Genomic DNA, 11,709 nt, shown 5'->3' on the forward strand with positions numbered 1-11,709 from the left:
CGGTTACGCCGCGCTGGCTACCGACGAGTGATTCAGCCGCCACGGCGTGTCGCCGCGCTCCACCATGTCCTCCAACACTTGTCTGTCGCGCAAGGTATCCATGGCGCGCCAAAAACCCTCGTAGCGATAGGCCATGAGGTGACCGCCCTCGATCAGACGGTTGAACGGTTCCTGGACGAGCTCTTCTCCCTCCTTGATGTAGTCGAAGATTTCGTTACGGAAGATGAAATAGCCGCCGTTAATCCAGATCTCGGACTCCTGGCTGGAGCGAATCCGCTGCACCGACCCTTGGGCATCAAACTCGGCAAGGTGGAAGCTGATCGGCGGATGAATCGCCACAAAGCAACCGATCTTTCCGCTTTCCTTGAACTTCTGGATCATGTCAGGCAGTGGCGCGTCGGTCAGCCCGTCGCTGTAGTTCGCAAGGAACATCTCCTCGTCCTTGACGAGATGGCGGACGGCCAGCAAACGCTGCCCGATGTTGCGCCATGTCCCCGTATCCACCAGCGAAACCCGCCAGTCCGGCTGATGTTCGCCGATCAGCTCGACCTTTTTGCCGTACTCCGAAATCACGCAGTCGCTGTTCGCAGTCGCGCGATAATTGAGGAAGTAATCCTTGATCACGTTCGCCTTGTAGCCAAGGCACAATACGAAATCATTGTGATCGTATTGGCTGTAATACTGCATCACATGCCAAAGGATCGGCTGATGGCCGATCGGGACCATCGGCTTCGGTATGCTCTCCGAGTACTCGCGGATCCGCGTACCGAGACCGCCGCAAAAAAGGACAACCTTCATGGCGCAACCTCACGCGGATCAATGATTTCGACGTTAGGAATCGGAACGATGAACTTGCAGCCCCAGTCCGCGACATGCCGCATTTGCGCGACGATTTCCCTCTTCAAATTCCAGGGAAGGATGAACAGGTAGTCGGGACGGACCTCGTCGATGGCTTCGACCGGGAGGATCGGAATGTGCATTCCCGGCGTATAGCGGCCGTGCTTGTAGGGATTGCGGTCCACGGTGAAGTCGAGGAAGTCGGTACCGATGCCGCAGTAGTTGAGCAACGTGTTGCCTTTGCCGGGAGCGCCATAGCCGCAGATCCGCGCCCCCTTGTTCTTGCTCGCGATCAAGAACGATAGCAGTTCGCGCTTGGTGCGATGAACCCGCGATGTAAACTGCTCGTACTGACCTATATCTTCCAGGCCGACCCGACGCTCATGCGCCAGCAGTGCGGTCACCGCGGCGGAGACGGCGTAAGTCGCGTCGGCGCGGCATAGATAGACGCGAAGCGAGCCGCCATGCGTTGGGATCTGCTCGACGTCGAAAACCTTCAGATCGTGCCGCCGCGCCAGACGATCGATCGTCACCAGCGAGAAATAGGAGAAATGCTCGTGGTAAATCGTATCAAACTGATTTTCGTCGATGAGCCGCTCAAGATGCGGGAATTCGAGCGTAATCACGCCTTGCGGCGCGAGCAGGCAGGCCATTCCGGCGGTGAAATCGTTTAGATCCGGAACCTGTGCCAGCACGTTGTTGCCGATAATCAGATCGGCGCGCTTGCCATCCGACACCAGCTTCTGCGCCAGCTCCAGGCCGAAGAACTCGACCATTGTCGGGACGTTCTTCTGCCTAGCAACTTCGGCTACGTTGGCCGCCGGCTCGATTCCCGTGACCGGTACCCCGAGCGGCAGGAAGTGCTGCAACAGGTAGCCGTCGTTGCTTGCGACCTCGTAGACGCGGCTCTCGGCACCAAGGCTTAGCCTGACCTTGATCATCTCGCAGTAGCGCCGCGCATGTTCCACCCACGACGTCGAGTAAGACGAGAAGTAGGCATACTCGGTGAAGATATGCTCCGGTTTGACGTATTCCTGGAGTTGCACCAGGAAGCAGGACTCGCAAACCACGGTGTGCAGCGGATAGTACGGCTCCATGGCGTCGGTCTGGTCGGCCGTGAGAAAACTTTCGCAGAGAGGCGACATTCCCAGATCGACAAACGTCGATTTCAACGTCGCGCCGCACAGCCGGCAGTTACCGTGAGAGGATTTCGATCGAAGCGATTCGAATCTCGAGTGAGCGTTCATTGGGCCGTACCATGAATATAGGATTGCCGAATATAGGATTGCCGGCGCTTAAATCGGGCTTGTTAGATCGAATTTTATCGTATGAAAGCGAACAATATGAAGCGATATCGAGCAACAAGGTAAACCACGCAGATGCTGAAAATTTTAGTAAAATTGTATAGAACTGGTCGTCGACAATTGGCCTCTCGGTCGGGAGTGGATACGTCCCATGCGCTTTGAAGCAACAGGACTTGACGGAGCGTGGCTCGTCAAAATCGAAGCTGCGCACGATGAGCGCGGCTTTTTCGCGCGCACGTTCTGCGAAGACGAGTTTCGCGCACACGGGCTCGTGACCAGATTTCCCCAGCACAGCATCTCGAGTTCCTCGCGCAGGGCGACATTGCGCGGAATGCACTTCCAGAATGAGCCGCACGGCGAAGTTAAACTCGTGCGCTGCTTGAACGGATCGATTTGGGACGTCATCGTCGATCTGCGTGCGAACTCGCCGACCTTTCGTCAATGGCGCGGCTTCGAGCTTTCAGCGGAGAACGGTTCGCAGCTCTACATCCCCAAGGGGTTTGCACACGGCTTTCAGACCTTGAGCGACAACGTTCAGGTCAATTACCTGATTTCGGAATTCTACCAGCCTTCGGCTGCTAACGGCGTCCGATACGACGATCCGATGTTCGGCATCAGCTGGCCTCTGGCCGTCAGCACGATCTCCGATAAAGACCTGAACTGGCCGCTTCAGGGTGCGTGAGCGCTTATCGCACAGGCGCGAGGAGGCCGTGACGCTCGAGCACCTTTGCCGTCTTCAGAATGACCGGGAACGGCAGGTCGGCACGCCTGGCGATATCAAGCAGCGAATGGTGTCCATCGGACAGATTTAGAATCCACAGCATCGCCATGTTGGCTGCGGCGGCGTCCTTGTCGCCGCCGATCGCACCATAGAGTCCGCGTCTACCCAGCTGCGGTTCGCCCCTCGGCGACGTGTTATAGTAGCTGCGGTTGCCTTCGAGCAGGTCGATGACTTCGGAAATGATGCGGAAGGAGTCCCCGAGGTGCTCCGGCCGAATGAAGCTCAGGTCGTCGGCCGAGGTGTGATACTGGGAGATAGCACCGAAGCGGCTGCGCTGAAACAATCCCACCGGCAGATTGAACCCCGGCGAACAGTATTGCCGCTCATCATAGCCGTAGGGCGAAAACTCCAATATCGTCGGCGTCAGCTTGCAATGCTGCAGCGTGTGCGTCATTGCACGGTCGATTTCGGCATCGCCCTGCCTGCTCTTCTTGTATGTCGGACCAGCGCCGTCTCCGACCATTGATACCACGAGGCCATGCTTGATGCGAGACACACGATGCTCGTTGCGGGCAAGCCAGGTGATCGCGCCAATCGTTCCTGGCGCAAAGAGAAACCGATAGCTGTATCGCGTTCGCATCTGGGAGATGCGGCTTGCAAGCTCCGCAAGCAAGGCCAGGCCCGAACAGTTGTCATTGGCAAGCGAGGGATGGCAAACATGCGCCGATAGAAGCACCTCGTCGTCCGACTCTCCCAGGTGAAAATACTCACCATAGGTCAAATGCCCGTCGGCGAGGGTCGAGTCGATCACGACCTCGTAGGTATTGTCCCGCAGTTGCTCCAACTGTCGGTGGGCCATGCAGAAAGCCCAGTTCTCCTGGTAGTAAGACGTTCGGTACGGGATCAGGTCCGGCTGATCGGGCAATGTGAAGATGTGGGACTTAAGCTCGTCCAGCGACATGGTGCGACACACCGGCACGCTGTAGCTCATCACATGCAGGTTCGATTCGTTGAAATCGACGACCTTCCGGCCCCGCGGGTCCTTGATGTACGCGTCCCGGATGTTCCACTCACGCGGCACGACCCAGTCGAGAACGGGTGTACCGGTCGGCACCTCGTTGACATCAAGGGGGATGTGCGTGCCGATCTCCCGAAGGGTCTGCCGCACACCGTTACCGGTGATGCTGCGGCAGATCGGGTAGATCCTTTCCGCAAGCGCAAAGATCTTTGCGCCTGAACTCGTGCCATCGTCTGCCGCCGACACGCCGTCCTCCTGGTGTGTCAAATCGATCGGCGCGTATTAGTTCGCGACGAGAGCCGATTGCCCGACACTCTGCCTCGACTCTACATGGCGGAGATCCGCATCGAGCGCACCGTCCGCCAGCAACTTGTTGACGTGGCTGATGCGCTGATACCTGGGACCTTCGAACTCTTCGAGCGTGATGCCCGAGGCCCGGTAGGCCTGATAGAGCTGCTCCGCCCCCATCTTCGCATCCCATTGCGGCTTGAACTCCGGCAGCCGGGTTCGGATCTTCTCGAAGCTCACGCGATAGGACCGGGTGTCGGGACCGGCGCCATCGGCAAATTCGATCTGACAGCCAGGGACGACATCGGCGACGATCTTCGCGAGATCACGGATCTGGTAGTTGTGCGCCGTCTGGCCGACGTTGAAGGCCTCATTGAACACCGCCGCCTCGGGAGCTTCCATTGCCGCGATAAAGGCGCGGGAGATGTCCTCGATGTGGACGATGGGCCGCCACGGCGTGCCGTCCGACTTCAAGAGGATCTTTCGCGTTGTCACCGCCCAGGCAACGAGATTGTTCAGCACGACATCGAATCGGAGCCGGGGAGATACGCCGTAGGCCGTTGCGGGCCGCAGGTAGACCGGGCAAAATCCGTCACCGGAGAGGCTGGCGATATCGCGCTCCGACTGTACCTTGGATTCGCCGTAGGCCGTCACCGGGTTGAGCGCTCCGGTTTCGTCGATCATCCCGTCGCCCGCCTTGCCGTAGTTGCTGCAGGAGGACGCAAACACGAACCGTCGCACACCGGCTTGCTTGGCCAGTTGCGCGAGGCGCACGCTGGCTACATGATTGATCTGATCGGTAAGGCCAGGCCTCAGATTGCCGAGCGGATCGTTCGACAGCGCAGCAAGATGCAGGACCGCGTCGAAACCCTTCAGGTCCGAAAGTTCGACGTCTCGCGTGTCCTTGCGGATGGCCGGCACATCCACGATCGACCCGCCTTCTGCAAATGTGCAGCGAGAGTACAGATCGCTGTCGAGGCCCACGACTTCGTGCCCGGCACGCCGTAGCATCGGGGTAAGCACTGTTCCGATGTAGCCGAGATGTCCGCTCACGAGAACGCGCATCTTAACGCCTCCAAATTTATTGTGTTTCTATCCCCCTTACTTATTTCAAAATCGCTCGTTGATGCACGTGTTTGTAAAACCTTAGTTAATGGCGTGCGTCGAAATTGCAGGAGCGATCCGCTCAAGACGACGGGAAATGGTTGAGCCGCACGCCATGATCGTTGACGTCGCTGGCAGCGGCGCCAGCCGAGAGACGCCGCAGCAGCGCTTGGGGAACTCTGCGTAGTTGCCGGTGAAGCCGGTAACGAATGGTGGAACGGCTGACGTCGAAGCGATTGGCCAGTTCTCCGCCGAACGCCACAACGAACTTGTATCGCGCCTCGTTTTCGATTCCGCCATCGAAATCGAAATGAAGGCCCCGCTCGTGCGCCAGCTCGATGCCACTCCAGAGGAGCAGACTTACCGAGCCTGGATGCGCAATGCTCCTGTCCCGCGACGACAGGAAATAGTGCACGAACTTGTGGTCCCAGACGAAGAATACCTGGGCGTGAACGTTGTTGTTCGAGTCCACCGCCGCCAGGATCTTGCATTGCTGTCGCTCGCTCGCGGCGGCATAGACAGCTTCCAATCGCGAGAGGTCGAAATACGACTTCGCGCCCTCCAGGTTGGCCTGGTAATACTTCACGAAGTATTTTGCGGACGTGACTTCGCGAATGGCGAGCCGTTCCCGTGCGCGTCGTATCACGTTCTTCGTCTTGTCGCGCAATCCCGACCAGAGCTCGTCTCGGGGGCTCGTGCATTTCAGCATGAAAGTCGGATGCGCCCGCACCTCGTAGCCGCACGCGAGGAACGCGGCCACATCACTGAACCCGGTATCGAGCGTCATCTCGACGTGATCGAAATCCGCGACCTGCTTGAGCAGGTCAGTGATGACCGCATGCGCCAACCGCATGCGAGCTTCCGTCTTGCCGGACTGCAGCGTGACTGTCGGTCCGAGAAAGCGCGTGATTTGAGGCATCTCGCAGATGCTCATCCCGCCTTCAGTACGCGTGACGAACCGGAGAGAACCCACGACGCGCCCGCCACGCGAACAAGTGACTTCGCGCCAGCTACCGGGAGCCAGCGCATCCAGCCACCAATCCTCGTGAAAGACCGATTTGCGCATCAAATTCCTCTTCCGGAGACTAACCGGATAGCGAAATGGCAATCTGATTAAACCAAAACGTGCAGAAATGCCCAACGTCCGCGCGGATCAGAAGGCCCTAGCTTCTATTGTAGTTAACGACGTCTGCTGCATTTAAATCGGGGCGCTGGCCTAGTTAACCTCTGAGCTCGTCGCCAGTCAGGTGACGCATTGACGCAATGATGCGCCCGTTCGAAACATGTTTAATCATTGTCACGCGATACATATTCACTGCGGACTTTTGCGCGCCGATCCATCCAAATTCGGCTGCACGAACGGCGTGCCGGTGTCATAGCGCGCCTTGGCCGGAAGCACATGAAGCTTCGTCTCTCCGAGCGGATCCACCCAAGGCCAATCGTATCCGCGCCCGGCGTCGAAGAACGCGGGACGGCCTGCGAGGTACATGGAAGCAGGCAAGGCGCGATCGCCGCTTCCGGAATCCCAATGCGTCTTGTTGGTGAGGTAATCAAAATTGCCATATCGAATCGTGGACGCCGCAACCTTTGCGTCCGTCGGATATGGCTTCACAGCGTCCCAGCCGAGCATCCAGACGCCGGGCTTTGCGTCGGTAAACCGAGTTTCGTACGACCAGCCGCTCATCTGACCGGGAATCCCGAGCACATTTCCTATGAAAGACATCCAATAGGAATACGCCATCAGGCCGGCGGCGCGCCGCGGCCCATTGCGGAGCTGCGACAGATCATCGATCGTCCCGCCAGCCTGATTGTCGAACGTCGCCCGGACGCCACGTAGATAGTTGCGGAAAAACGTGTGGTAGATGCTGTTGCCGTGAGTGTCGTCGCTGTCGGCGTTTTGGGCGTAGTTGCCCTCGAACAAAACGTGATGGGCGCCCACCATGTGGCTGGCGTTGAGCCCGGTTTCGATCCAGGCTCCATTCGTATTGATGTAGCCCATATCCATGTAGTTGTAGCCGACCACCGAACCGGCCCCGGCGGAACGCGCCACCACCAGCTTGTTGGCCCTCACGGCGATTCCATTCTCGATCAGAACTTCCGACGATCCGGCGGAAAGACTGATGGCATATCCACCTCCGCCGGGTTGAGCCCAGGCCGCGTCGTGCACGTAGAACTCGCGCAGTTCGACCCGGAAGGAGCTGTGAATTGCAAAGCCTTCGCCGTGCCAAACCGAATTGTCGACGTTCTTCGCCCACGAAGAAGCAGCCCAATTGAAGCGAAGATTGCCCGCGTCGCCCCCCTTGAGCGCCAGATCTTCGACGCCCGCGTGTTTCACATGCGGCTGCGCGAACCGTGACAGTTGAGCTGCGTTCGCTTTCCGATAGCTGATGTGAATTGGAGTCGTGAAGGTAATCCTGGAACCGGAGACGGCACTGATCTCCTTGACCTCGGCGACGGGCCGATCAGGTCTCCCAAACCATGATCCAGCGCTTTGCGGCGTCGACGGAAACGCATCGGGTGCAAAGTCATCGACATACTGAATTGCAGGTTTGTGCTTTTGCCAGACAACCCTGAAATCTTCCGACGCCCAGATCTCCCCTCGCCCCTGCGGGTCGACACGCCAATCAGCGGCCGACGCCTCGTCGAGCAGCACGATCTGTCCAGGCACAAAGCCCGCAGCGTCGTCGACCTCGACCGTTTTGTCGCCCTTGATTGCATCATTGCGAAGGTTCACCGATCGCACGGCATTGACCGTATCGCTCGTGCTGGAGAAAAGCGCCGGTCCCACCACGACCAGCGGAGACGGCTTGGCGCCGACTGCGTCATTGAAAGGTTTCGCGCCATCTTGCTTTTCGAGCATCGTCCGGCCCGGACCGGAGCCGCGCAGCGTGATTGCCTTGTTGAGCAGCAGGAAATTGCCGCCATTTATCAGAAACCGTCCCGCCGCCAGTTGCACGACCTGCCCTACCGGACACGCGTTGATTGCGCCCTGGATTGCTGCAGCGTCATCGAGTGTGCCGCCACGAGGCGACAGCGTCGCGCAGATGGCTTTTCGGATGGGTATCCCACCCTCGGCCATCAGGCCGGGTTGCCAGGTCGTCGCGCGATCTGAGGGCAGTATTTCCATCGAGTCGAGAGCAAATGCGGACGAATGGCTCGAGCATGCAACGAAGATCATCGTTGCAGCCAGGCATCGCCAAGGCCGTCGCAGGGCCGTTCGCAGCGTCTGGTGAAAAGGGTTGCGCCGCGTCACGATGACCTTCCGGTTGAACATGCATCCTCTGACTCGCAGCGCCGAACCGACAGGCTTCGCGCTTGCTAGCGTGACCTCACGACGTTGACGGGAGTGGACGGCGGCCTGAACCGCGGTCCGTGTATGCGCCGCATTGCTGGACGCCTGGCTATCGCCGGGTTGGCCGCGGGACGCGCCTGCCCCCAATATCTGGCAGCTTCAACCGCGGCTATGACGAACACGACCCACAGCATTTCGAAGCCGCGCATCCACGTGCTCTCGAGACCGTTCGTAATGGCAACGTAGAGAACGATCGACAGCAGGATCCATGCCCGCGAAAGATCAAAACGCGCCAGGCGACCGATGCCGTGTATCGTCGCAAGGATGAACGCGACAAGCAGGAAAAATCCCGCATAGCCTAGTTCAAGCAATGTGTCTTCATACCCATTGTGGGCGTTGGGCATGTCCTTTACCCAACCGGGCGCTTCCACGATGCTCGGTGCGTCGGGTCCAACCAACCAGAACGACTGATAACCCCAGCCCAGCAGCGGCTTCTTGGCGATTTGCATATTTGCAAAATCCCAAATGATGGTACGGCCCGTGAAAGTCGAATCGCCGTACAGCATGTACGACACGCGATTCATGCTGAAGCCGGTGACGAACGAAAAAACCATCCAGCAGATCGGTATCGATACGACAATCACCCACACCGGAACGCGGGTGGCCCTGGAAAGCTTGAGCAAGGTCCAGGCGAACGCCGGGACAAGCAGCGCAAGAGCAAGCGCCGTCTTTGAATTGCTCAGCAGCAGCAGCGCAACAGACATGAGCGCGGTAATAACGCCGAGAATCCGTCGCCGTCCGGGATGAAGCAGTTCATGGAGCGCAAGCAGGAAAGCAACCGCAGCGCATTCACCTAGGTAGTTCTTGCCCGAGAAATAGCCGGGGTAGCCCCATGTGGCGAATTTCACATCGATCGGCGGCCGGCCCATGACGAATAGCATGTTCAGCACGGCAGCAACAAAGAAGCACCAGAACAAGCCCCGCAGCAGGTCGGTCGATCGAGTTGCAACGATCGCCGGGAGCGCGATCGAGGCAATGATCATGGCCTGCTGCGCAAACCTGATCCCCGAAGCCTCCGGCTTGAATGCCCAGGCAACACTCGCACCCGCCAGCGCAAGATAGGCAAACAGTATGATCAGGATCGGCGGAAAGCGAAGTCGCGACCGATTGCGCAGCGCAATGACGAGCGCCACTGCGGACAGGATCGGCCAAAAGATTTTGCTCTCGGGTCGAGCTTCCAAAAGACAAGCCGAGTCCGTTGGACTACAGGTCACGAGGATCAGGGGAAACGCAATCGTGGCGTAGACACAGGCCAGCAGAGGAATGATCGCGTATCTGTCGATTACCCGGCCGGACGGAGCCGCCAAGCCTGGTCGCTGAGAACGCAATACGGCTTCGTACATGCTCGGTGCCCGTCAGCTCCAGTCGCGAAGGCAGCACGCTGACCGTTAATCGCCTGCCTTGCCCGATCGCGTGGCCGCGCAGCGATACGATCAGCTTCTCAATGCATTGGCGCCAACACGTACTCAGGCACGGCTCCGAGCACCAACGATATGTCAAATCTTCCTGAATTTTTATAGTGAACGCTTCGTTAACGCTTGTCCCCTAGCGTGGCGCAAGGGGCGGGCTGTTTCGCTTGCTCGCTTGATATTCGGGAAATTGTGGACGTCGCGTAAGCGCATGTTTAATCACGTAAATTTCGTCCAGGCCTTTGTCCGGCAGCACGGCCGTCGATGCCGAACGGCGACGATCGTAAGCTGCGCGCAAGCAAGCGCGAAGAGGAGACGGGCGTTTACCAAGACTGCGTTCGTTAATCTTCGTTAACCAGGGTTCAGTCGTGCCGAGAAGTGCAGGCAAGAGTAGTCAACGAACGCCGTGCCTGCCCCCTCGTGAAGTGGCGCCGGTGCATTCGGCTGGCAATTCCTCGCGTCTCAGTGGCCGCCTATTGGGCGCCCTGGCCATCACAGCGACAATCGCGCTCGCTGGCTGCTCGACCATGCCGACCTCGGGACCGGCAAGCTCCTATGTCCGCGCCGGGCAATCCGACCCTGAAAGCGTGCACTATGCTCTGGTGCGCCTGACGGCTGACACCGAGAGGGTCCTGGTGCGCAACTCCAGGCGGATCGACCGCGTTTTCACGGATCGCCGAGGCCCGCCCGAGATTCGCTTTGGCATCGGCGACACGGTCAGCGTGACGCTGTTTGAATCGATGGCCGGAGGCCTGTTTACTCCAACCGAAGCCGGCACACGCCAAGGCAATTATGTCACGTTGCCCAATCAGGCCGTGAATTACAAAGGCAACATCACGGTTCCGTATGGTGGCTCGATCCGCGCTGCGGGCCGGACGCCGGAGGAAGTCCAGAATGCGATCGTGAAGTCCCTGCAGGACCGCGCGATCGAACCACAGGCAGTGGTTGCGCTGGTGGACCAGAAGGCAACGTCCATCAGCGTACTGGGCGAGGTCGGAACGCCTGCACGCTTGCCTGCAAGCGCCAGCGGCGAGCGGCTGCTCGACATCATCACGCGCGCGGGCGGCCCCAAGAATCCCGGCTTCGATACCTGGGTGACCCTCGAACGCGACGGCCGGCAGGGTACCGCACCGTTCGGATCGCTGCTCAGCCAACCGGCAAACAACATCTTCGTTCGCCCGCAAGATACGGTGTATGTGTTCACGCAGCCGCAGACCTTCCTCGCGATGGGCGCCTCCGGGCAACAGGGGCAGTTCTCGTTTGGGGCTTGGCGCCTGACGCTAGCCGAGGCCATGGCGAAGGCGGGCGGCCTCAAGGATGATCACGCCGACCCTGGGTCCGTGTTCATTTACCGCGGGGAGCCACGCGAAGTTGCCAAGCAGCTCGGCGTCGACTGCACTCGCTATAGCGGGCCCCTTGTCCCCGTTATCTATATTCTCGATTTGAGAGATCCCGGAGGCTACTTCATCGCGACAGAATTCGAGATGCGGAATAAAGATGTCATCTTCGCGTCCAACGCAACATCTGTCGAAGCGACCAAGTTCATGACTTACCTTCGGATGATCATCGGCACCGTGAGCGATCCAATCGTCGCCGGGATCGATGCCTACACGCTGAAGGGACTCGCCAACGGCAGCATCTCCGGCGCGACAACCATCGTTACGTCGTCCCGATGA

9 protein-coding genes are annotated in these 11,709 nt (G+C 59.0%); 2 read left to right on the plus strand and 7 right to left on the minus strand.

All coding sequences use genetic code 11. The features are described 5' to 3' along the window. Window positions 1–3: 3 nt before the first annotated feature. Both XI02_RS36190 and XI02_RS36195 read right to left on the minus strand, forming a co-directional pair. Entirely contained in the window at window positions 4–798 is a 795-nt protein-coding gene (locus XI02_RS36190; RefSeq protein WP_172646987.1) for a glucose-1-phosphate cytidylyltransferase, read from the minus strand. Next, window positions 795–2,084 carry a class I SAM-dependent methyltransferase gene (locus XI02_RS36195; RefSeq protein ID WP_172646986.1) on the minus strand — a complete coding sequence of 430 codons (1,290 nt, stop codon included), beginning with the start codon at window positions 2,082–2,084 and terminating at the stop codon, window positions 795–797. The genes XI02_RS36190 and XI02_RS36195 overlap by 4 nt, the downstream gene beginning before the upstream one ends. A 208-nt stretch (window positions 2,085–2,292) precedes the next feature. Here XI02_RS36195 and rfbC point away from each other — a divergent pair, with 208 nt between their 5' ends. Further along, window positions 2,293–2,823 (plus strand): dTDP-4-dehydrorhamnose 3,5-epimerase, encoded by a 531-nt coding sequence (gene rfbC / locus XI02_RS36200; RefSeq protein WP_172646985.1) that lies wholly within the window; start codon window positions 2,293–2,295, stop codon window positions 2,821–2,823. 4 nt (window positions 2,824–2,827) lie between these two features. Here the strand turns inward: rfbC and XI02_RS36205 are convergent, their stop codons facing one another. The 5 genes from XI02_RS36205 to XI02_RS36225 all read right to left on the minus strand — a co-directional run bounded on the left by XI02_RS36205 (window position 2,828) and on the right by XI02_RS36225 (window position 9,967). After that, window positions 2,828–4,147 carry a DUF4910 domain-containing protein gene (locus XI02_RS36205; RefSeq protein ID WP_172646984.1) on the minus strand — a complete coding sequence of 440 codons (1,320 nt, stop codon included), beginning with the start codon at window positions 4,145–4,147 and terminating at the stop codon, window positions 2,828–2,830. 15 nt (window positions 4,148–4,162) lie between these two features. Further along, entirely contained in the window at window positions 4,163–5,233 is a 1,071-nt protein-coding gene (locus tag XI02_RS36210) for an NAD(P)-dependent oxidoreductase (RefSeq protein WP_069277037.1), read from the minus strand. A gap of 121 nt (window positions 5,234–5,354) precedes the next feature. Then, window positions 5,355–6,338, minus strand: coding sequence for a GNAT family N-acetyltransferase (locus tag XI02_RS36215; RefSeq protein ID WP_244620865.1), 984 nt, complete (start codon window positions 6,336–6,338; stop codon window positions 5,355–5,357). 246 nt (window positions 6,339–6,584) lie between these two features. Then, the gene (locus tag XI02_RS36220; protein WP_244981029.1) at window positions 6,585–8,546 is read right to left on the minus strand and encodes a glycoside hydrolase family 55 protein; all 1,962 of its coding nucleotides are present in this window, start codon (window positions 8,544–8,546) and stop codon (window positions 6,585–6,587) included. Between the two features lie 44 nt (window positions 8,547–8,590). Continuing rightward, window positions 8,591–9,967: an O-antigen ligase gene (locus XI02_RS36225; protein WP_244981028.1), complete on the minus strand. Its 1,377-nt coding sequence runs from the start codon at window positions 9,965–9,967 to the stop codon at window positions 8,591–8,593. Between the two features lie 593 nt (window positions 9,968–10,560). Here XI02_RS36225 and XI02_RS36230 point away from each other — a divergent pair. Further along, window positions 10,561–11,709 (plus strand): polysaccharide biosynthesis/export family protein, encoded by a 1,149-nt coding sequence (locus XI02_RS36230; RefSeq protein ID WP_307724573.1) that lies wholly within the window; start codon window positions 10,561–10,563, stop codon window positions 11,707–11,709.

Origin of the sequence: Bradyrhizobium sp. CCBAU 21365 (assembly GCF_015291305.1) — a bacterium.
GTDB classification, from domain to species: domain Bacteria; phylum Pseudomonadota; class Alphaproteobacteria; order Rhizobiales; family Xanthobacteraceae; genus Bradyrhizobium; species Bradyrhizobium elkanii.

Bases quoted from the DNA above. Each gene is read 5' to 3' on its own strand.
- XI02_RS36190 (WP_172646987.1), bottom strand. From the start codon at position 798: ATGAAGGTTGTCCTTTTTTGCGGCGGTCTCGGTACGCGGATCCGCGAG.
- XI02_RS36195 (WP_172646986.1), bottom strand. From the start codon at position 2,084: ATGAACGCTCACTCGAGATTCGAATCGCTTCGATCGAAATCCTCTCAC.
- rfbC (WP_172646985.1), top strand. From the start codon at position 2,293: ATGCGCTTTGAAGCAACAGGACTTGACGGAGCGTGGCTCGTCAAAATC.
- XI02_RS36210 (WP_069277037.1), bottom strand. From the start codon at position 5,233: ATGCGCGTTCTCGTGAGCGGACATCTCGGCTACATCGGAACAGTGCTT.
- XI02_RS36215 (WP_244620865.1), bottom strand. From the start codon at position 6,338: ATGCGCAAATCGGTCTTTCACGAGGATTGGTGGCTGGATGCGCTGGCT.
- XI02_RS36220 (WP_244981029.1), bottom strand. From the start codon at position 8,546: ATGTTCAACCGGAAGGTCATCGTGACGCGGCGCAACCCTTTTCACCAG.
- XI02_RS36225 (WP_244981028.1), bottom strand. From the start codon at position 9,967: ATGTACGAAGCCGTATTGCGTTCTCAGCGACCAGGCTTGGCGGCTCCG.
- XI02_RS36230 (WP_307724573.1), top strand. From the start codon at position 10,561: ATGCCGACCTCGGGACCGGCAAGCTCCTATGTCCGCGCCGGGCAATCC.